The sequence below is a fragment of the Leptolyngbya sp. AN02str genome, from assembly GCF_050565595.1.
GTDB lineage: Bacteria > Cyanobacteriota > Cyanobacteriia > Elainellales > Elainellaceae > Kaiparowitsia.
In genome coordinates this window covers 98,320-117,499 of sequence record NZ_JBNXVR010000005.1, presented here as the reverse complement: position 1 = coordinate 117,499, position 19,180 = coordinate 98,320, and the positions used below count along the sequence as shown (strand labels likewise).

Genomic DNA, 19,180 nt, shown 5'->3' with positions numbered 1-19,180 from the left:
AAACGATATTGCGGAACTCAGGCATAGCAAGAATTCCACAATATCGCCGTGGTGCCCAAAAGTATTTACATCGCAATACAATGTGGCTTAGCTTAATGCACCCAGCTCCGAGTCTGCGGGTGGTTGGCGCTCTTCCAAAGGTGGCAAATAGTCATCCACAAACACCTCGTCTATCGCAGGAACTTGCTGTAATCCAAAGCCCTCTACCGTTTGTTGAATCGTGGTTTCCAATCGAGCTGGATCAACCGTTCCTAGCCCAAACTGTCGTACCTCTTCATTCACCAGCAGGTTTTCAATAGCCAGTCGCAACCGCAGCCGTTCTGCTTCGGGATCCATCAGTTCATCCCCAGCAGCAATCACACTGGCAAGACCCGCCTCTGGATCACGCAGAACATCCTGCATCCCGCGCATGTAAGCCCGCAAAAATCCCCTAACTGCATCAGGGTTTTGCTCTAAAAACGCTGGCTGGGCAATCACAACGTTGCCGTAAAAGTCCAAGCCATTGTCTTTGTAGTAGAAAATGTTCAGGTCATCCAGTGTTTTGCCACCTTTCAAAATAGACGGCAGCATGGAGTAGATGAAGCCGCTAATACCATCCACCTCTCCTTGCAGCAAGAAGCTTTCCCGCAGTTGAGGCTCCATCGTAACCCACTCAACCGATTCAGACTCAACTCCAACCTCATCGGCCAGCACCGACCACAATCGTCGGGGCGCATCTCCTGCCGGAGCACCCAGCTTTTTCCCCTCAAATTCTGCTACTGAGTCGATGCCACTCTCCTTGAGCGTCACTAGGGCAAAGGGAGCTTTGTTATAGGGCACAGCAACAACGACAAGCTTTTGATCAGGATTGCGCTCATTAAATTCGATCATGGAATACATATCGCCAAATCCCATGTCGTATTGGCCTGCGGCAATTTTGTTGGCCGTGTCAGCAGAACCGAAACCACGCTCAAAAACAACCTCAATCCCTTCCTCCGCAAAATAGCCCCGCTCAATGGCCAGGGTGAGCGGAGCATCCACGCCTTGCAGCAACCAGGACAACGTGAACCGAACGGTAGTGAGCTCTTCGGTGTTGGTAGCGCTCGCTGCTGTGTCGGCGGCAGATGGTGATTCGCTGGCAGAGGGTGGCGCTTCAACAGATTGGCAAGCCCCCAAACCTGCGATCGCCGTGGCAGCAAGACAGAGACTAATGAACTGTCGCTTCAGCATTTTGTTGAAGACTGACTTGGGCAATAAGCTGTGCATCATAATTTTCTAACGACGTTATCTAGAACTACAGTTGGTAGACCTGTGAAGAATTGATTGCAACAAACGGCTGGTAACGGCTGGCAATACACCAAAGTTCACCATGCGCTTAGCCTATTTCTTTGGCAATTGAATCTCTGAAGGTTGGACACTTAAAATCGGCAGAGTACGAGATCTTTTGAGCAGGCATGACACTGAATCTACGTTAGATCAATTGGCGCTTAAACGATCGATTCATGAGATAGAAGATAGCAAACAGGTGAAACAAGAATCTTCTTTAAGAATCTTCTTAATGAAGTGATCGATCCAGATCTGGAGACTCAAAACCACGACCTAAATTTTGACGAATAACCTTAGGTTAATTTGTATCAAGCATCACGATTACCCATCTTTTTTTTGGAAAATTAGCTCATTAATTACTCATTACTTTTAAAGTTTCGAATCCATATTTCCCATCAATACAAATATCTATATCTAACCAAGCTTAATTCGATGATTTCATGCGGAGTTTCATCCTTCATGATGAGCTTCTTCTATCTGAATTTCAAATTTTATTGTGAATGCTTATTTTCAAGTCTTCTGCGATCGCACTATCTGTTTCGGACAAGCGCATAACCACAGGTTTTATGAGCGAATTTGTCCTATCTATCTAAGTTGATTAGAACAGCTCATGATACCTTGGTACAGACAAAGTTATCTAAAGCACCCATCAACGTTGACTCATGACAACTGAACGCGATCGCCAGCTATTTCAACTCATTGAACAGTCAGGAGCTTTGCAGACTGGACATTTCCAGTTAGCCAGTGGTTTTCATGCAAGCCGATTCTTTCGCTGCATTAAGCTATTTCGTAACCCGCACCTAGCGCAACCGCTATTCGATGCGATCGCCCAACGATTTGCAGATCAGCCTATTCAATACGTGCTTGGAGCCAATGAAGCAGGCAGTATCCTAGCTTTTGAAGTAGCAAAACGATTAAACGCAGAAGTTGCGATCGCACGGCAGAAATCAGAGCACTACTCCCTAATTCCAGGGTTTCATTTGCAGCCTGGTGAAACTGTATTAATTGTCGATGATATTACAACAACAGGGGGCACCGTAAAACAGTTAATCCAGATTACCGAATCGGCCCAGGCAAAACCAATTGGAGTTGGCTTAATCGCAACCAAAGGTTTATTTCAGGTTGAGCTAAATTATCCTACAGAAGTGTTGATCACGCTTGAAAATATGGATGCTGTTGCGCCAAAGGATTGTCCATTATGTCAAGCGAATATCCCATTCACTATCTAATTAACAACCAAACCAATCTTCAATTTTGCTGTACCGTCAAGCAAACCCAATCTTGTCTCAAAATTCAGAATTTGTGTACAATCTTCAATTTCTCATCTACAGGACTTACGCATTGGTGTTGTGTGTGGGGTGCTTCGCACCCCACACACAACACCAACACACTATATTTGGCGGGCTTGCGTAAGTCCTGATCTAAACAGATGAGAAATTGAAGATGAGATAGCTCTGCCTAGCTATCTTGTTGTTTTTGCAACCGTTCCTGTCCCAAAATTATAATTCCAAACACAACCAACACAATCCCCAAAACTTGTCGCTCCTGCAAGACTTCTTGCAGCACAATCCAAGCCGTTGTTGCCGTAAAGATGGGGTTACTCACCGCAACAATTGCCATCAACGCCGCACTCACTAAATGAATTCCCACGTTGTACAGCAGTTGACCTGTCAGAGTTAATAGCGCAGCAACACCGCTAATGATCCAAATCGGCCCCCATGCGGTCGGTTCAATGGCGAAATTGAACCAGATTAAGCAGACAGTAGACCAAACTGCCATGACTGCAAAGTTGATGACGGTAAACGGAACAGGATGAATGCGCTGAAAGCAAGTTTGAGCCAAAATGCCCTGCAATGAATAAGCCAAACTGGCTCCCAACGCTGCCGCAACCCCGATCGCACTCTGGGATTCAGTCGCAGTGGATAAACTGGGCATTACCAAGGCACTCCCCCCAAGCACCATCACCATCACCCCAATCCGCAACAGCGTTGGGCGATCGCCAAATAGCTTCCACGACAACAATCCTGTTGTCACAGGATGCGTGAAAAACAACACCGTTGCAACACCTGCAGGAATATAGGCGATCGCCACAAACAGCAGCGCCAAGCCCAAAAACAAAAAGCTACTGCTAGCAACCGCCCGAGCCAACAACTTGCGCTGCGATGGCTGCACTGCAAACTGTAGCGTACTCCAGGTTGCAGGATATAGATGCGGTGCCAAGCCCAACATGATAGGCAAAATCATCACAGAGCGAATTTGTAAGATGAGGAGCGAATTCGCAGCTGTAGCTTCCACAAAACCGCCCCAGGCAAACTGTCCAAAGATATTGCCTTCCGCAAACATAACGCGGAGCAACACATTTTGGCCAGCCAAGCACAACGAACCTAAAATCACAACAATAAATCCAATCATGACGATGCATTATCTCTGGCAACAGCGGATCAAGCCATCAGCTCAACGGATTGCTGGATGACGACGTGGACGGATTGCTGAACAGGTTGCAAGATGAGCCAACTCGGTAACGTTTGGCACAAGCTGAACGGTAGAGCACTAGCCACTACCTTGCTGCAGAGAACGGTTAGCGAAGTTCAAGTTTTTGCTGGCACTCCTGAAATCATGGCCTTTTGAGAGATCAAGCTTTCTTCGACAAATCGCTTGCCAAACACATCATATATGATATATGAAATAACAAGAGTAGCAAGATTTACTGTTGTTACTGCTCCGTGTGTTCTGGTTCAGTGTGTTCTTGATCCTGGGTGTTCTGGGTTGATCTAGCTTGCCGGGCTTTAGTCTTGTTAGCGCTCACGCTCCTTAGCGCTGAAGCTTGCTGAATATTGCTCTATATGCCTGAATGTTGTTATGGATGGATGCCGACTTCAATTGAGACGGGTTATCCCTATCCCCTGGTAGATCCGTTGATTGATCGTTAACAATGGTTGACACGATGATTCATCAGCCGGCTCGTAAGTCGGCTCGTATCGGATTGCAATCGTAAAATTAGCTTCTATCACAATAGGACTGAATCGGTTTGTGAATCCGTCTCTAAAGTTTCGCTCCTCTTCAATCGATTAGTTTCAAGAAACGTTCATTCTTGTTTACGTTGGGAGATCAAATTCTTGACTGCGAAGCTACCGCTGACCCCAGTAAAAGGGTTGACTCGCACAACCCAAGCAACCGTCACCGAATATTTACGTCAGGCAATTCTTTCTGGAGAACTAGCTCCGGGAACCCGACTGGTTCAGGCTGAGCTAGCGGAAGCGTTGAATGTGAGCGTGACTCCCATTCGAGAGGCTTTGCGAGAGCTCAGTACGGGTGGCTTAATTGATTTGGACGCGTTTCGAGGTGCAGTCGTTCATACGCCAACCATTCACGAGCTAGAAGATATTTTTGAGATTCGAGCAGAGCTATTACCCCTGAATATCCGCCAGGGAATTCATCAGTTAACGAAAAATGATTTGGATGCAGCCGCCAAACTTTTGGACTGCATGGAAGCAGAAACGAGCCCGACCAATTGGCTCGCACTGAATCGACAATTTCATGGCATGCTATACCGGGCACATCCTAACGTTCGTTTACAAACGCTGTTGCAACAGCTTTCTGACTTTGCCGATCTGTACATCAATCTGTCGTTTTCCGGTAATCCCATGCAGCGTGAATCCTCGGATCGAGAGCATCGAGAGTTGCTGGATGCTTACCGACAAAGGGATGTCGAACGCGCGATCGCGATCGCAGTTTCCCACATTACATCCACGCTAGAAGCCGCACGCAACGTGCTAAGTCATGGATAAACGTGACGCAGTTTCATGAAGCAGGAGACCGATTACTCACATTTAGAGTGCATATCCAGCCTGGGCAGTCATCCACCATCGACAAATCATGCGCGGGCTGTTATCAGTTTCTTGTTCATCTCTTGGCTTCATTCCCGCAATTTTGCGTTCATTGTTCTGCTGTTTATTTTCACTAACTCTATTTTGATATGGCAAACCAATCCATTACCAGTACATGGGTCGATGTTGATGTTTTTCGGCTTCCCATGGCCTCTCCAGAGGATGTCAGCGAACTGAGTGCTTTATTAAAGTCAGGCACAATTCAAGCCCATGAAATTGTTAGCATTATTGCTCAAACCGAAGGAACAGGGTTTGCACGAGGGTATTCATCGCTATGTATGCAACTCCTTCTTTCAGAGTATTTGGATATTTCTCCTCAAGCCGTGTTCGATCGCATTCCGATGATGATGATTGGTCTGTGTGGCGGATTGATGAGCCCCCATTACACCGTGTTTACTCGACGCACCGTTGAGGCTCCCGCATCACCACCTTCAGAAAAGCGCCTGACCGTTGGAATTGCAGATACGCGGGTACTGCTGCCTGAAGAATACGGCACGATGACTCAGGTCAAGTTGGTTGCGGAAGCGGTTGAAGCCGCGATCGCCCAAGCAGGCATTTCGTCTCTTGATGATGTGCATTGTGTAGAAATTAAGTGCCCTGCCATGACACCCGCCCGATTGCAAGATGCCGAGCAACGAGGCACATCGGTCATTAGCACCAATTTAAACCAGGCAAGCTCGATGGCCAAAGGAGCCTGTGCCCTGGGAATTGGACTGGCCCTACAGGAAATTCCTGCCGAAAAACTCACGGATGCGGTCATCAATCGCAATCGGGCACTGTATACGCAGCGGGGGTCGGTCTCGGCTGGGGGGGAGCAGTCGGCCTGTCGCGTGTTGGTCATGGGAAATAGCGATCGCTCCGTTAGTCGCTACCGGGTTGGCCATGGCGTTATGACCGATCAGCTTGATGTGTCTGGTGTGTATGCTGCGCTGCACTCTGCTGGCCTGCTCTCCCAAAATAAAACTACGTCGCTCACCCCTGAGCAACAAGCACGCATCACTCAACTCTTTGTGAATTGTGGAGCAGATGCCGTCAATGCAGTGCAGGGACGGCGACACACCATGCATAGCGATTTTTTGGCAGGCTACGCAGGAATTATGGCCAAAGCCGTGGCAAACGCGATTGTGGCCTCCGTTGCAGGAGACACAATGGTTTTAGCCTCAGCCGGAAATGAGCATCAGGGTGCGCCAGGCAGCAACCTGATTGCAGCGATTGTGCAGTGTCATTAATGTGCAGTGTCATTCAACCGTATGCCACGAAGCTGTGATGCAACTCGTGTCACAGCCTCATGGCCCATGGGAATGCTTTCGCAAAGCATGGAGCAGTCTTGATGTGTGGCTGACAGCTCGCGAGAATTTTGGCTATCGGAGCACTGTTGTATAGTGGATAAAGAAATGTTAAGCAGTGATCCGACTCCATGCATTTAACCTATCTGGACGGCAACTCATGGCTAATTGAGCTGGATGGACAGCGCGTGTTGCTAGACCCGTGGCTGGTAGGTGATGTGATCTTTGGCAAAGCAGACTGGTTGTTCAGGCTGTATCGCGATCGCCCGCTTCCCATTCCAGACTCCATTGACCTGATCTTGCTGTCTCAGGGCTTGGAAGATCATGCCCATCCCGACACGCTACACATCCTGGATAAATCGATTCCGGTTGTGGCTTCGCCCAATGGCGCAAAGGTAGCCAACACATTTGGATTTGCACAGGTTACAGCTTTGGCCCATGGAGAATCCTACGTGCTGAGCGATCGCATCACGATCAAAGCGGTTCCGGGTTCTCCACTAGGCCCCTTGCTCACTGAGAATGGTTACCTCATCACCAGTCAACAAGGCATCCGTCTATATTACGAACCGCACGGCAACCATGCGCCGCTTTTACAGCAGGAAGCGCCGGTCGATGTTGCCATCACGCCAATTGTCAATTTGGAATTACCGCTGGTTGGCCCCATTATTAAAGGCCAGGCCACCGCACTCCAGTTAGCAACGTGGCTTCAACCTCGCTATATGTTGGCAACGGCAGCCGGAGGCGATGTCCATCTCGAAGGTGTATTGTCCAAAGTTTTGAAAACAACAGGAACCGTTGCAGAATTTCAAGCGCTGCTGACAGAGCATAGTTTGTCCACACAGGTGATTGATCCAAAACCGGGCGAGCGCCTTTTGCTAGAAGGCATGGCGGTATAGCAGATGCCTTTTCCTACAACGCCATGCCAGTTCGTGCTTGGCTCCCTAGATTTCTGCCAGTGGGTGCACGAGTGACAATTGGCACCCATGCTAAGCTGTAAGCTTGAAGGAACTCCCCATCCGCTATTTCTAGAAAATCGCCAAACTTCGCCCCAAGTTTGCCCCCCAAATTGAGTTCGCGAGCCTTTTATTAGGCTTGCTGTTTGCGAACCTTAATGTTTGTTTCTGATGCAGCATGGACACTCCACATGTGCTTCGTTTAGCTAGAGCAGGCAACCCAAAAGCGATCGCCCATCTCATCAACCAGGCTCTCAGCGCGCAAGATTTGCGTGCCCATGCCGCGCTTCAAGGCCATTGTCTTCACCTCATGTTGGAAGGGGGACAAGTCCCCAACGAACAGATACTTATTCCCTACTTAAAGAACAGTCTGCAAAAGCTCAACGCTGCGGACATTCGCACTGTTCAGATTCAGGGTCGTCAACGCTTGGCAACCGCTCCAGCTTGGAGCCAAACCCTATCTTTGACACCCGTGTCCACTGAGGCCACTCCAACCATTGAGGCCACTCCAACCGTGCCCACAGGTGAAATTTCCGCTCCGGTTACTGCGGAGTCTCCTTCTGGGCGATCGCACCCACCCCTAACAAGCCGTTCGGTTTCATCCAAACCGGCCAATTACCTCTCAGGTCAACAGGTCGCCTTTGTCACTCTGGTTTCCTTGCTGATGATGTTTGTGGGAGCGAACCTGCGCACAGTAAGCGACTTAGCCCTGCGGCAAGTCTCTAGAACCCCATCCCTGGCGAAAGCATCACTCAACTATACAGGCATTTACCGGGCACCTGTCATTGAGCGCATGGGCGGAATTCCCGTCATTAACGTCACCTTCAACGGAAACCAAACGTTTCCCATGATGCTGGATACGGGGGCAAGCGGCACCTTAATTACCCCCGAAATGGCGCAATTGCTCCAGGTTGAGCCAACCGCACAGGTGCGTACCGCCACCGTAAACGGCATTGTGCTTCTGGATATGGGCTACGTCAGTTCGATGGAAGTGCAAGGGGCCAAAGTACTGGATGTTGCGGTGGCTGTAGGGTTGCCCGATATGGATATTGGCTTATTGGGGCAAGATTTTTTTCAATATTTCGATATCACGCTGCGAGAAGATATGGTTGAGTTTGAGCCTCGGCGGCCTCGATAGGGGCAATCGCGACACGGTTATAAAATTTCAACCGTACTCTGCGGAACAGATTTTGAACCAATTAGCCCCATAATGATGAGTTGTGGTTTACGGATAAGTCATCATGGGTCGTGCCGAGAAAGTCGTTCTGGCATATTCGGGTGGGGTAGATACATCGGTGTGTATCCCCTACCTCAAAGAAGAATGGGGCGTAAAGGAGGTCATTACTCTGGCAGCAGATTTAGGCCAGGGTGAAGAACTGGGACCCATTAAAGAAAAGGCGCTGACCTCAGGTGCGTCAGTGTCGCTGGTGGCCGATGCCAAGGCTAGCTTTATCCAAGACTATGCATTTCCTGCGATTCGGGCCAATGCTCTCTACGAAAACCGCTACCCGCTGTCCACAGCGCTGGCACGGCCTCTGATTGCCAAGCTGTTGGTAGAGGCAGCCGAGGAATATGGAGCCGATGCTGTAGCCCATGGCTGCACTGGCAAAGGCAACGATCAGGTTCGGTTTGATGTCTCGATCGCCGCACTCAATCCAAATATTAAGGTTTTGGCTCCTGCCCGCGAGTGGGGCATGAGCCGAGAAGAAACGATCTCCTATGGCGAAAAGTTTGGCATTCCTGCCCCAGTCAAGAAATCATCGCCCTACAGTATTGACCGAAACCTGCTGGGCCGCAGTATCGAGGCGGGTCCATTAGAAGATCCTTGGACAGAACCGCTGGAAGAAGTGTACGCCATGACCAAGGCGATCGCCGACACCCCCAACGAACCCGAGTATGTGGAGATCGGATTTGAGAAAGGCACGCCCGTTCGCCTCAATGGCGAAGCATTTGCTCCCGTTGATTTAGTTGGCAAACTGAACGAGTTGGTGGGCAACCATGGCGTTGGCCGTATCGATATGGTGGAAAATCGCCTGGTGGGGATCAAGTCTCGTGAAATCTACGAAGCCCCTGCACTGCTGGTGCTGATTCAAGCCCACCGCGACTTGGAAAGCCTGACCCTGACGGCAGATGTCACCCACTACAAGCGGGGCATCGAGGAAACCTACTCTCAAATGATTTACAACGGCTTGTGGTACAGCCCCCTCAAGGCCGCGCTCGATGCGTTCATTGATCAAACCCAGGAGCGGGTTTCGGGTGTTGTACGGGTCAAGCTGTTTAAGGGGAACGCCACAATTGTGGGCCGCAAGTCTGAAAACACGCTGTACGCGCCAGATTTGGCAACGTATGGGGCAGACGATGCCTTTGATCACAAGGCAGCGGAAGGCTTCATTTATGTGTGGGGCTTGCCTACTCGCGTTTGGTCTGAGAAGGTTCGGGGTTAACGCGCAACTCGGTTAAGCAAACAGCAGAGAGGCCGCCTTCAACGGGCGGCCTCTCTGCTGTTTGCTTATCGCAAAACTTGATCGGTTGGAGTGGAGCAAGCGTGATGCAGCTTGAGCCTAATCGCCGAGCTGTTCTTTGGTGCGGCTGTCGAGCCAGATGGAGAGGGCGATCGCCCCAATCACCACCAGCAGAGCCACTACTCCAAACTGCGTCACCCAGCCAATGAGCGTTGCCAGCGGCACCATTTGCCCAACCACATAGGAAAGGGTAACCATGGCTCCGGCCCACACAATCGCCCCAGCCGAATTGCAGAGCAAAAATTGAGGGTAGGGCATGCGGGCAATCCCAGCCAACGGCCCTGCAAAGATGCGCAACAGCGCAACAAACCGCCCCAAAAACACAGCCTTTGCCGCATTTTCGCTGAACTGATTGCGAACTTCCACCAACTTGGATTCATCAATACGAAACAGCTTGCCCAGGCGAGTTAACAGCGGCCAGCCGCCAAAGTAGCCAATCCAGTAGCCTAAGTTATCGCCAACAACAGCGCCAGCCGTGGCACTAGCCAGCACATATTTGTATTGCAGGTCGCCACTGCCCGCCAAGAAACCACCCACAAGGGTAATCGTTTCACCAGGAATTGGGATGCCTGTATTTTCGAGCAGAATTCCTAAAAATACCGACCAATAGCCATACTCATGCGCTAGTTCTTGAGCGGTTTCAATCGATACCAATTCAAACGCCATGAATATTGGCCTTCACAAAGTTTAACTCATTCTCATCATTGATCTTGGCTTAGAGAGCGGGATCGTGTCAATTGTGAAATCAGGGGGATTGCCCTACCGTGTAGCCAATTCACCGATTCCCTAGCCTCACGATGGGCAACATGCCGATGATCATCTGTTCTCAGAATCCAAAGATTTCAAGACGCAAAAGAGCGATCGCGCACTGAATTCACCAGGGCGATCGCTCAAAACCTTATCAGCCAACTAGATCGTTGGTTTCTACAAAACAAAATCCAGAACTGAATTAACCAGGAAGGCTTACAGACACACCCACCGGCGGAGAAAACGCAGGTAGGTCGATATGATTGTTGCGGCGATTGCGAACGGCCAAGCGGTAGCTAACGCTTTGTAGCTCAGCGTGCAAACGGCGATTCTCTTGCTGAATCGCAGCCACTTTTTCCTTAATCGGCGCAATGCGCTCAGCAAACTTTTGGCGATACACCCGAGGTAGCTCTTGCACCACCTGCTCCAGCATTCGAGAGCGATCGGTTAGCTCCTGTACAGACTGCCGCAGCTGATACACCTCAGCATCGCGGGAGGCAATTTGCTCTTGATAAAACTGCACCTGCTGCTCAACTGCTTGCAGTTGCTCTCGCAACGCCCGCACCTCAATTTGAGAATGCTCAGAAGAAGCACCCGTTGGTACGGCGCTGGCATTGTCTTTTACCAAACGAAATAGCTCTTGCGACAGCTGTTGTACCAGCTGATCCCGCATTTGCAGCTCTTCGCGTAGGCGCAGCACTTCGGCCTGCAGTTCATTAAAACTCATGGACGATGTTGAGTGGTTCACGATACCGCTCCAATTGGCTCACTAAGGTTTTCTTCCCAGCGACGGGGGGGCGAAGCTCGGCGGATTTCCCGCCAAATGGCTGTTCCTGCCAATGTACCATCTGCAACCGCAATGGATACTTGGTTGAGACCTACCTTAAGATCTCCTAGCGCGAACAGTCGAGGGTGGGAGGTACGACACATCGAATCTGTCACCAGATTGCTGCCGCTCCATTCCAAGTCCAAGCCCTTGAGATACTCATTAAAGTAGTGCGACCCCATTGCAACCAGCCCAGTTTCCAACGGTACGACCGATCCATCAACCAATTCCACGCCCGTCATTTCGTGGTTATGGCCCAAAAATCGCCGAATGGGCTGCTCCACTAAAGGATAGCCGTGATCTCGCAATTTGTGACGCATTTCTTCGCCAACTTCAAATAATCCCTGAGTGAACACGGTAATGTAGGGCGTAAACCAGTTGAGAACAAAGGCGGTGTTGATATTGCCTTCGGTGTTGACGAAGAGGCCGCATCGGGTATCGGCAATCTCGTACCCATCGCAGATCATGCACACATGCAGGTTGTAGCCCGCGTAGTCGTACACATTTTGCATGTCGTCGAGCTGGGGCAAATGGTCAATAATGCCACTTGCTGCGATCACATACTTGGAGTGAAAGACTGGGTAAGTGCTATCTTTTTTTCCCACTTTGACTTTGACCGCAAAGGTGTCGCCTTCATCTTGCACGTCTTCGACAAAGCCGAGCAGGTAATCTGCTCCCAGAGACAGGATGTGGTTTTGGCCCTGCTGCAGCAGATCTCGACCTGGCGTATTGGGCGGCAATCCTAGATAGTTGCGTAAATCTTGCATCCAAAACGATCGGCCGCGCCCCTTTTCAATTACCAGGCACGATAGGCGATAGCGTTGCAGGTAAAGGGCGGCAGACAACCCACCTGCACCACCGCCAACGATGATGACATCGTAAACATGCTCCAGCCGTTCGTGCAGATTTTTCTTAGACAGTTTCATGGATGCGTGTGCCAAAAAAAAGCCGTTAGCTATAGGCTAACAGCTTACATGAGATGCTGATTTGTGAAGCAAAATGCTGCCTGGTTTTAAGCAGCCTAGACTGATGTCGCTTGCCTATTCAGCAGCGGCTAGTTCAACCTCGGCTTCGGGCTTAATGGTAAGGTAGCGAATAACTTCTTCGCTAAGGCGCATGGCGCGCTCTAGGGGGGCGATCGCGCTACCGGCTGCTTCGTAGTTCATTTGCACGTAAACGCCTTCTCGCTGATTGGCAATCTCATAAGCGAGGCGACGCTTACCACGAATGGTAATTTCGATATCGGTTGCGCCTTGCTCTTTGAGGAAGGTTTCGTACTTAGAGATGACTTGATTGAGCTGGTCATCGCCCAGATCGGGGCGAACGATATACATCGTTTCGTAGGCCATGGGATTTTAAGGTTCTCCTTGTGGACAAACGGCTTCTTGCAAATGAGTCTGGATTCGATGAAATTGTTTTTTCATCAACGCCAATAAACACTTTCACAAGAGGCAAGGACTTACAATTCTATCACTGGTTTGAATACATCAACTAATTTAACTTTTATGGCGCAACGGTATGTTCGGGTTCAAACTCTTTTGGGCCATCTGCACTATGGATTATTACAGCTCGACCGCCGAGTGCTAGTGCTAGATGCGCCTCCCTGGCTGCAGGGGCAGCCCACCGAGCAGGAACTGGAGCCCGACAGCTATCAAATTTTGTCGCCCTGCGCTCCTTCTAAAATTGTGGCCGTTGGCAGAAACTATGTAAAACATGCGGCTGAATTGGGCAATGAGGTGCCAAAGGAGCCGCTCTTATTCTTAAAGCCGCCCACAACGGTGATCCCACCAGAATCAACTATTCTGTATCCGCCCCTGTCGCAACGGGTGGACTATGAAGGCGAATTGGCAGTTGTAATTGGCGATCGCTGCATAGACTGTACCCCAGAGGAAGCCCGGGCCAAAATTTGGGGCTACACCATTGCCAACGATGTGACCGCACGCGATTTGCAGCGCTCGGATGGACAGTGGACACGGGGTAAAGGGTTCGACACGTTTTGCCCGCTGGGGCCATGGATTGTGCGCGAGGTAAACCCAAGTGCCCTGCTGCAAACTTTTATCAACGATGATCCTAATCCGGTGCAGTCGGCTCCTATCAGCGACATGATGTTTTCGCCGGAGTTTGTGGTGGCCTATATTAGCCAGGTGATGACGCTGCTGCCGGGGGATGTGGTCCTCACGGGGACACCCGAGGGGGTGGGTGCCCTGCGGGTGGGCGATCGCGTTCGGGTTGAAATTGAGGGCATTGGCTCGCTAGAAAATCCGGTTGAGGCACGGCCAACCCCAGTTTCAGCGACCAGCACTACCGTCGAACCGTTGGATGAAGCTTAGCCAAGCCACAGCCCATGTCAACCGCTGGCAGGTAGGCGCTAGCATGCGGCCCTATGCTAGGCCAAAGGGTCTTTGCAACAGCAACAGGACTGACGCAGCTGAATGATGATTGGAGTGCTTAGTGCTCCAACCATCATTCAACCCTTTGATTTTCGGATGAAGTGCGTCAGTCCCAAGCAAAACCAGCTTAGCGATTGCAATAAGGTTGAAACCGGGCCAAACGGTATGAAGTTTGCGGTTATGTTTTCCTATGTATGGAGGTGTATGGAGATTAGTTGTAAACGAGCGGCTCCATGGCTCCTTCCACAACCAGCCTCCATATGCCGAGAACATCTCCAAGTTTAGTCTTGACCAAAGGAGCCATCAGGCATGAGAGCGCCCTTAACGGTCGCTTCATTTAGGGTGTTGTAGTCAATGGTTGCGCCGAGCAGGTCGGCATCGGTAAAGTTGGCTCCGGAGAGTTTGGCTCCGGTGAAGTTGGCATTGCGCAGGTACGCGCCCGATAGGTCGGCATTGGTGAGGTCGGCATTCGTAAAGTTTGCGGAGGTCAATCCAGCTTTGCTGAGTTGAGCACCGTTGAGGTTGGCATCGCTCAGGTTTACCTTGTCCATCAGGGCGCTTGTAAGGTTGGTGTTACTGAGGTTCGCGCCGCTCAAGTTGGCTTCGTTCAACACAGCTTGGCTCAGGTCTTGATCGGCAAAATTCGCTTGAGCCAGGTCGCAACTAGGGCATTCTTTGGTTTCTAAAAAAGATTCGCGGGGATCGGCCTCGGCGCAGGAGGTCAACGTGACAAGCGCGATCGCTAGAGAGAGTAAAGCAACAGGTTTGAACATAGCGACGAGAAAATATCAGGGAGACAACAAGATGCAACTAGGCTTGACGTTGAATTTGGCGGCTTAGCAGGATGACCGGAACAATTCCAACCACCACCACAGCAAGAGCGGGTAGAGCAGCCTGGGCCAACCGCTCATCTGCGGCCAGTTGGTAAGCTCTCACCGCTAAAGTATCCAAATTAAAGGGTCGTACAATCAACGTTGCAGGCAGTTCCTTCATCACATCGACAAAAACTAACAAAGCTGCGGTCAGCAAACCACTGCCAATTAAAGGCGCATGAACTTTGCGGAGAGTAGCCGTTGGGCTGTGGCCGAGCGATCGCGCAGCATCATCCAGGCTAGGCTTGACTCGGCCAAGGCTGGCTTCCACCGTATTAAAGGCGACCGCCAAAAACCGAACGAGGTAGGCAAACACGAGCGCGACCATGGTACCACTGAGCAGCAGTCCGGTAGAAATGCCAAAGTTAGCTCGCATCCAGGCATCCACCGCATTGTCGAACCGACCCAGCGGCACCAACACTCCAACGGCAATGACCGAACCTGGAATGGCATAGCCCATGGCTGCCGTGCGAACCCCCAGGCTCATGCCTGCCGAAGGGCGTAGGCGCAATCCATAGGCCATAATTAGGGCGATCGCCACTCCCAATCCGGCGCTAGTGCTGGCCAACAGCATGCTATTGCGGGCATAGGCCCAAAATTGACCATCCGTTAACTGCGCCAAATTACTGAGCGACATTTGCACCAGCAGCAGCGCTGGCAGCGCAAATCCCAAACCAATGGGTAGCGCACAGGTCATGATGGCGATCGTTTGCCGCCAGCCCGTCAGCAGATAGCGCGACACCGACTGCGTGCGACGCCCCGCTTGGTAGTAGCGGCCTTGGCGGCGAAACCATTGCTCTGTCAGAATTAAACCCAACACAAACACCATCAGAAAAGCGGCGAGTTGGGCGGCAGCGGCGCGTTCCCCCATGCCAAACCAAGTGCGGTAAATTCCCGTGGTAAAGGTATCCACCGCAAAGTATTGCACGGTGCCAAAGTCACTCAGGGTTTCCATCAGGGCTAGGGCCGTTCCCCCCGCGATCGCCGGACGGGCCAAGGGCAACGCCACCCGACGAAAGCTCCGCCAGGGGCTACATCCCAAACTGCGGCTGGCCTCAAGGGTGCATACCGATTGTTCTAAAAAGGCCACCCGCGCCAGCAGGTACACATAGGCATAGAGGGTGAGCGTCAGCAGTGCGATCGCCCCCGGCAACGAGCGAATATTGGGGAACCAGTAGTCTGCCGCACTTTGCCAGCCCATGAGCCGTCGCAAAAGACTTTGCACCGGGCCGTAGTATTCCAAAAATTCCGTATAGGTAAAGGCCAGAATGTAGGCCGGAGCCGCCAACGGCAGCAACAGTGCCCATTCAAACCAGCGGCGACCCGGAAATTGACACATCGTAACCAGCCATGCCGTTCCCACCCCAATGGTGATGACGCCGATGCCAACGCCCATCATCAGAGCAAGCGAATTGCCAATGTAGCGCCACAGCACCGTCTCAACCAAATGCTGCCACACCTCGGCCGAGGGAGTGAAGAGGCTCATCAGCACAACCAACACGGGCGAGGCAATGAGTAGGGCGATCGCGCCAACCAACAACGTCCATCCATCTGGGCGCAGCTTATCGAAAAAAATCTGCAGGGCAGCCAGATTCGACGAACGGGGCGAGGGTGGAGATAGCCTCATGGGTTAATCGGGTTTGAACGAACTCTATAAAAATGGCAGGACCGGGACTTATTGAATGTTACTCTCAATAAAGTTGCCCGTACTACCACCTGGCTGATTCTCTCACGTTCGCCTGGTCATCCACCAACTTTTCAGATTTCTACGTTCGCCATGTCAACTGCGTCAATTCTGTTGCTCGATCAGGTCTTTCGTCAGTTTCCTGGGGCTGCCTATCCAGCGGTGCATCAGGTGTCACTCACGCTGGTGGAGGGAGATGTGTTGGCGCTATTGGGGCCATCGGGCTGTGGCAAGACGACGCTGCTGCGGATGATTGCCGGGTTTGAGCAACCCCAACATGGCACGATTGAGCTAGCCGGCCAAACCGTAGCCTGCGAAGGCCGGATGGTGCCACCTGAGCGTCGTTCGGTGGGGATGGTGTTCCAGGATTTTGCCCTATTTCCACACCTGACCGTCGGCCAAAACATTGCCTTTGGTTTGCAGCAAGTTGATCCCAAAACCCAGCGCGATCGCGTCAAAGAAGCGATCGCACTGGTCGGTTTGCAGGGACTAGAGCAACGGTTTCCCCATGAGTTATCGGGTGGACAGCAGCAGCGGGTGGCCCTGGCCCGCGCCTTGGCACCTCGACCAGCCCTACTGTTGCTGGATGAACCGTTGAGCAACCTGGATGTGCAAGTGCGGCTGTATCTACGGCAGGAAGTGCGAGAGATTTTGAAAGCCACAGGCACGTCTGCCATTTTTGTGACCCATGACCAGGAAGAAGCGATGGCGATCGCCGACTACATTGCGGTGATGCGGCAGGGATCGCTAGAACAGCAAGGCACCCCCGAAGAGATTTACCAACAGCCGCGATCGCGCTTTGTCGCAGAATTTGTGACCCAGGCCAACTTTATTCCGGCCATTCACCAAGGCACCCATTGGCACACAGAAATTGGTCAATTTGATGCCAGTTTGGTTCACGCGATGGAAGAAGGGCTGCACCAGGGCGAACTGATGCTGCGGCAAGAAGCGATCATTCCCATCGCAGATGATCAGGGAAATGTCATTGTCGGCGATCGCCAATTCCTGGGTCGCGAGTATCGATATAGCCTAATCACACCGTCGGGCCGCAAGCTCTATGCCCGTACCTCGACCAAGCTCCAACTCGCCAAAACATCGCGAGTGCGGCTGGAAGTCACCGATGCATCCATTCCACTGTTTACCTCCACTCAAGCCATGGATTGGCAGCAGGAAATTCCAGCCTCCGTAGCGGCCCAGTAGCCATAGGATAGTAGTCAATAGGATGGAAAAAGGTTTTTGATGAATGAGCGCCCTATGACTGATGAACCCGCAATCATTAAGTTAGATCAATACCTCAAGTTGATGGGCCTGGTGCAAACGGGCGGCGAGGCCAAGCTCCTGATTCAGGCTGGCGAGGTCAAGGTGAATGGCGTGGTGGAAACTCGGCGCGGACGCAAGCTAGTATCGGGCGATCGCCTGATGACCCTAGGGCAAACCTTTACCGTACAGCTCAACAATGCCAGCTAAACCCAGGTTGAACCTGGGCACCTCTAATCGCGCTGGCGTTGCCGAACGGGAATTTTGACTACAAATTCTGTGCCAGCGTTGGGGACAGATTGAAAGATGAGATGACCCCGATGGCGCTCGGTCACAATTTGGTAGCTAATCGATAGCCCCAGTCCGGTGCCTTTGCCAATGGGCTTGGTGGTGAAGAAGGGATCAAACAGGCGCTGCTTGAACGCATCGGGAATTCCAATGCCGTTGTCGGCAATGTGAACCGCAACCCAATCTTCCCCCATCATCTCCGTGCGAATCCAAATGGTGGGCTGTGGGGTTTCCCAACAGGTCATGGCATCGTGCGATCGCGGCACCCCATCCTGAAGCTTTGTGCCAACTGCCGCAGTTTGCTCTGCGCTGAGCATGGAAAATTTGGGACACCCTTCCAATGCATCAATCGCGTTGCTAATTAAATTCATAAACACCTGATTGAGTTGTCCGGCGTAGCATTCCACATCGGGCAGGGCATCGTACTGCCGCACAATGTTGATTTTGGGAAAGCCATTGCTCGGCTTGAGCCGATGTTGCAAAATCATCAGCGTACTTTCAAGACCGTCATGGATGCTAATCACCTTCATTTCGGCTTCATCCATGCGGGAGAAAGTGCGCAAGGAGAGCACAATTTGCCGAATGCGCTCCGAGCCTACGCGCATCGAAGACAACAGTTTGGTGAGATCATTGGCAATAAAGTCCAGATCAATATCACTCAGCACCTGTTGCAGCTCCGCTGTGGGCTGAGGATAGTGCTTTTGGTATTGCTCGATGATGTGCAGCAGTTGATGAATGTAGTCTGCTGCATAGGTAATGTTGCCGTGAACAAAGTTAATGGGGTTGTTAATTTCGTGGGCAACCCCAGCCACCAACTGCCCTAAAGACGACATCTTTTCCGTTTGCACAAGATGCAGTTGGGCCTGTTGCAACTCGTTTAGGGTCAGCGCTAGTTCGGCATTAGCTTGCTGTAGTTCTAGGGTTCGATCTTCAACTTGCTTTTCAACCGTTTGCAACAGGTTTTGCATATCCGTGTTGGCCTGTAGCAGCTCTTGCGAACTGACCTCTAGGCTGCGCTCTAGCCGGGTGCGATCGCCCTCAGCTTGCCAATATGCCTCATTCACAGCATCAATAAACGGTTTGACGCCTTCTGGAACTTGTTCAAAGCTGCCAAAGTAGCGTCGGATTTGACGTTGTAGCAAGCGGTGCGGTTCTTGCATGGA

The 19,180-nt window shown here is 51.3% G+C and carries 18 protein-coding genes; 9 read left to right on the top strand and 9 right to left on the bottom strand.

Annotated features, from left to right (window positions below):
• Positions 1-87 precede the first annotated feature (87 nt).
• Positions 88-1,248: an ABC transporter substrate-binding protein gene (locus tag ACQ4M4_RS05580; protein ID WP_430683482.1), complete on the bottom strand. Its 1,161-nt coding sequence runs from the start codon at positions 1,246-1,248 to the stop codon at positions 88-90.
• A gap of 719 nt (positions 1,249-1,967) precedes the next feature.
• Between ACQ4M4_RS05580 and ACQ4M4_RS05575 the strand changes: the two genes are divergently transcribed.
• Complete coding sequence (locus tag ACQ4M4_RS05575) at positions 1,968-2,534, top strand: phosphoribosyltransferase family protein (RefSeq protein ID WP_430683481.1); 567 nt, start codon at positions 1,968-1,970, stop codon at positions 2,532-2,534.
• Between the two features lie 229 nt (positions 2,535-2,763).
• Here the strand turns inward: ACQ4M4_RS05575 and ACQ4M4_RS05570 are convergent, their stop codons facing one another.
• Positions 2,764-3,717, bottom strand: a complete 954-nt coding sequence (locus tag ACQ4M4_RS05570) for a DMT family transporter (RefSeq protein ID WP_430683480.1) — start codon at positions 3,715-3,717, stop codon at positions 2,764-2,766.
• Between the two features lie 704 nt (positions 3,718-4,421).
• On the opposite strand from ACQ4M4_RS05570, the gene ACQ4M4_RS05565 reads away from it, so the two are divergent.
• From ACQ4M4_RS05565 to ACQ4M4_RS05545, 5 genes are all read left to right on the top strand, one after another.
• The gene (locus ACQ4M4_RS05565; protein WP_430683479.1) at positions 4,422-5,093 is read left to right on the top strand and encodes a GntR family transcriptional regulator; all 672 of its coding nucleotides are present in this window, start codon (positions 4,422-4,424) and stop codon (positions 5,091-5,093) included.
• Positions 5,094-5,281: 188 nt separating this feature from the next.
• On the top strand, positions 5,282-6,421 hold the full coding sequence (locus ACQ4M4_RS05560) for a ring-opening amidohydrolase (protein WP_430683478.1): 1,140 nt from the start codon (positions 5,282-5,284) through the stop codon (positions 6,419-6,421).
• A 188-nt stretch (positions 6,422-6,609) separates the two neighbouring features.
• Entirely contained in the window at positions 6,610-7,374 is a 765-nt protein-coding gene (locus ACQ4M4_RS05555; RefSeq protein ID WP_430683477.1) for an MBL fold metallo-hydrolase, read from the top strand.
• 235 nt (positions 7,375-7,609) lie between these two features.
• Positions 7,610-8,569 carry a retropepsin-like aspartic protease family protein gene (locus ACQ4M4_RS05550; RefSeq protein WP_430683476.1) on the top strand — a complete coding sequence of 320 codons (960 nt, stop codon included), beginning with the start codon at positions 7,610-7,612 and terminating at the stop codon, positions 8,567-8,569.
• Positions 8,570-8,672: 103 nt separating this feature from the next.
• Positions 8,673-9,875, top strand: coding sequence for an argininosuccinate synthase (locus ACQ4M4_RS05545; protein WP_430683475.1), 1,203 nt, complete (start codon positions 8,673-8,675; stop codon positions 9,873-9,875).
• A 117-nt stretch (positions 9,876-9,992) separates the two neighbouring features.
• On the opposite strand, the gene ACQ4M4_RS05540 is transcribed toward ACQ4M4_RS05545, so the two are convergent.
• From ACQ4M4_RS05540 to rpsF, 4 genes are all read right to left on the bottom strand, one after another.
• Positions 9,993-10,619 (bottom strand): DedA family protein, encoded by a 627-nt coding sequence (locus ACQ4M4_RS05540; RefSeq protein ID WP_430683474.1) that lies wholly within the window; start codon positions 10,617-10,619, stop codon positions 9,993-9,995.
• 283 nt (positions 10,620-10,902) lie between these two features.
• Entirely contained in the window at positions 10,903-11,427 is a 525-nt protein-coding gene (locus ACQ4M4_RS05535; protein WP_430683473.1) for an Npun_F5560 family protein, read from the bottom strand.
• A gap of 17 nt (positions 11,428-11,444) precedes the next feature.
• On the bottom strand, positions 11,445-12,452 hold the full coding sequence (locus tag ACQ4M4_RS05530) for an NAD(P)/FAD-dependent oxidoreductase (protein ID WP_430683472.1): 1,008 nt from the start codon (positions 12,450-12,452) through the stop codon (positions 11,445-11,447).
• 114 nt (positions 12,453-12,566) lie between these two features.
• Positions 12,567-12,875, bottom strand: a complete 309-nt coding sequence (gene rpsF, locus ACQ4M4_RS05525; protein ID WP_430683471.1) for a 30S ribosomal protein S6 — start codon at positions 12,873-12,875, stop codon at positions 12,567-12,569.
• Positions 12,876-13,031: 156 nt separating this feature from the next.
• Here rpsF and ACQ4M4_RS05520 point away from each other — a divergent pair, with 156 nt between their 5' ends.
• The gene (locus tag ACQ4M4_RS05520) at positions 13,032-13,856 is read left to right on the top strand and encodes a fumarylacetoacetate hydrolase family protein (protein WP_430683470.1); all 825 of its coding nucleotides are present in this window, start codon (positions 13,032-13,034) and stop codon (positions 13,854-13,856) included.
• A gap of 341 nt (positions 13,857-14,197) precedes the next feature.
• Here ACQ4M4_RS05520 and ACQ4M4_RS05515 read toward each other — a convergent pair whose 3' ends face one another.
• Both ACQ4M4_RS05515 and ACQ4M4_RS05510 read right to left on the bottom strand, forming a co-directional pair.
• A complete protein-coding gene (locus ACQ4M4_RS05515) occupies positions 14,198-14,689 on the bottom strand; it encodes a pentapeptide repeat-containing protein (protein WP_430683469.1) in 492 nt (163 codons plus the stop codon).
• Positions 14,690-14,726: 37 nt separating this feature from the next.
• Positions 14,727-16,415, bottom strand: coding sequence for an ABC transporter permease (locus ACQ4M4_RS05510; RefSeq protein ID WP_430683468.1), 1,689 nt, complete (start codon positions 16,413-16,415; stop codon positions 14,727-14,729).
• Positions 16,416-16,565: 150 nt separating this feature from the next.
• Between ACQ4M4_RS05510 and ACQ4M4_RS05505 the strand changes: the two genes are divergently transcribed.
• Together ACQ4M4_RS05505 and ACQ4M4_RS05500 are read left to right on the top strand one after the other, a co-directional pair.
• On the top strand, positions 16,566-17,672 hold the full coding sequence (locus ACQ4M4_RS05505; RefSeq protein ID WP_430683467.1) for an ABC transporter ATP-binding protein: 1,107 nt from the start codon (positions 16,566-16,568) through the stop codon (positions 17,670-17,672).
• 54 nt (positions 17,673-17,726) lie between these two features.
• Complete coding sequence (locus ACQ4M4_RS05500) at positions 17,727-17,939, top strand: RNA-binding S4 domain-containing protein (RefSeq protein WP_430683466.1); 213 nt, start codon at positions 17,727-17,729, stop codon at positions 17,937-17,939.
• Positions 17,940-17,962: 23 nt separating this feature from the next.
• On the opposite strand, the gene ACQ4M4_RS05495 is transcribed toward ACQ4M4_RS05500, so the two are convergent.
• Entirely contained in the window at positions 17,963-19,177 is a 1,215-nt protein-coding gene (locus ACQ4M4_RS05495) for a sensor histidine kinase (protein ID WP_430683465.1), read from the bottom strand.
• Positions 19,178-19,180 lie beyond the last annotated feature (3 nt).

Excerpts from the sequence above, each read along its gene's own strand:
- ACQ4M4_RS05580 (WP_430683482.1), bottom strand. The coding sequence starts at position 1,248 with ATGATGCACAGCTTATTGCCCAAGTCAGTCTTCAACAAAATGCTGAAG.
- ACQ4M4_RS05515 (WP_430683469.1), bottom strand. The coding sequence starts at position 14,689 with ATGTTCAAACCTGTTGCTTTACTCTCTCTAGCGATCGCGCTTGTCACG.
- ACQ4M4_RS05500 (WP_430683466.1), top strand. The coding sequence starts at position 17,727 with ATGACTGATGAACCCGCAATCATTAAGTTAGATCAATACCTCAAGTTG.
- ACQ4M4_RS05555 (WP_430683477.1), top strand. The coding sequence starts at position 6,610 with ATGCATTTAACCTATCTGGACGGCAACTCATGGCTAATTGAGCTGGAT.
- ACQ4M4_RS05495 (WP_430683465.1), bottom strand. The coding sequence starts at position 19,177 with ATGCAAGAACCGCACCGCTTGCTACAACGTCAAATCCGACGCTACTTT.
- ACQ4M4_RS05530 (WP_430683472.1), bottom strand. The coding sequence starts at position 12,452 with ATGAAACTGTCTAAGAAAAATCTGCACGAACGGCTGGAGCATGTTTAC.
- rpsF (WP_430683471.1), bottom strand. The coding sequence starts at position 12,875 with ATGGCCTACGAAACGATGTATATCGTTCGCCCCGATCTGGGCGATGAC.
- ACQ4M4_RS05550 (WP_430683476.1), top strand. The coding sequence starts at position 7,610 with ATGGACACTCCACATGTGCTTCGTTTAGCTAGAGCAGGCAACCCAAAA.
- ACQ4M4_RS05510 (WP_430683468.1), bottom strand. The coding sequence starts at position 16,415 with ATGAGGCTATCTCCACCCTCGCCCCGTTCGTCGAATCTGGCTGCCCTG.
- ACQ4M4_RS05570 (WP_430683480.1), bottom strand. The coding sequence starts at position 3,717 with ATGATTGGATTTATTGTTGTGATTTTAGGTTCGTTGTGCTTGGCTGGC.
- ACQ4M4_RS05575 (WP_430683481.1), top strand. The coding sequence starts at position 1,968 with ATGACAACTGAACGCGATCGCCAGCTATTTCAACTCATTGAACAGTCA.
- ACQ4M4_RS05560 (WP_430683478.1), top strand. The coding sequence starts at position 5,282 with ATGGCAAACCAATCCATTACCAGTACATGGGTCGATGTTGATGTTTTT.
- ACQ4M4_RS05545 (WP_430683475.1), top strand. The coding sequence starts at position 8,673 with ATGGGTCGTGCCGAGAAAGTCGTTCTGGCATATTCGGGTGGGGTAGAT.
- ACQ4M4_RS05535 (WP_430683473.1), bottom strand. The coding sequence starts at position 11,427 with ATGAGTTTTAATGAACTGCAGGCCGAAGTGCTGCGCCTACGCGAAGAG.
- ACQ4M4_RS05540 (WP_430683474.1), bottom strand. The coding sequence starts at position 10,619 with ATGGCGTTTGAATTGGTATCGATTGAAACCGCTCAAGAACTAGCGCAT.
- ACQ4M4_RS05520 (WP_430683470.1), top strand. The coding sequence starts at position 13,032 with ATGGCGCAACGGTATGTTCGGGTTCAAACTCTTTTGGGCCATCTGCAC.
- ACQ4M4_RS05505 (WP_430683467.1), top strand. The coding sequence starts at position 16,566 with ATGTCAACTGCGTCAATTCTGTTGCTCGATCAGGTCTTTCGTCAGTTT.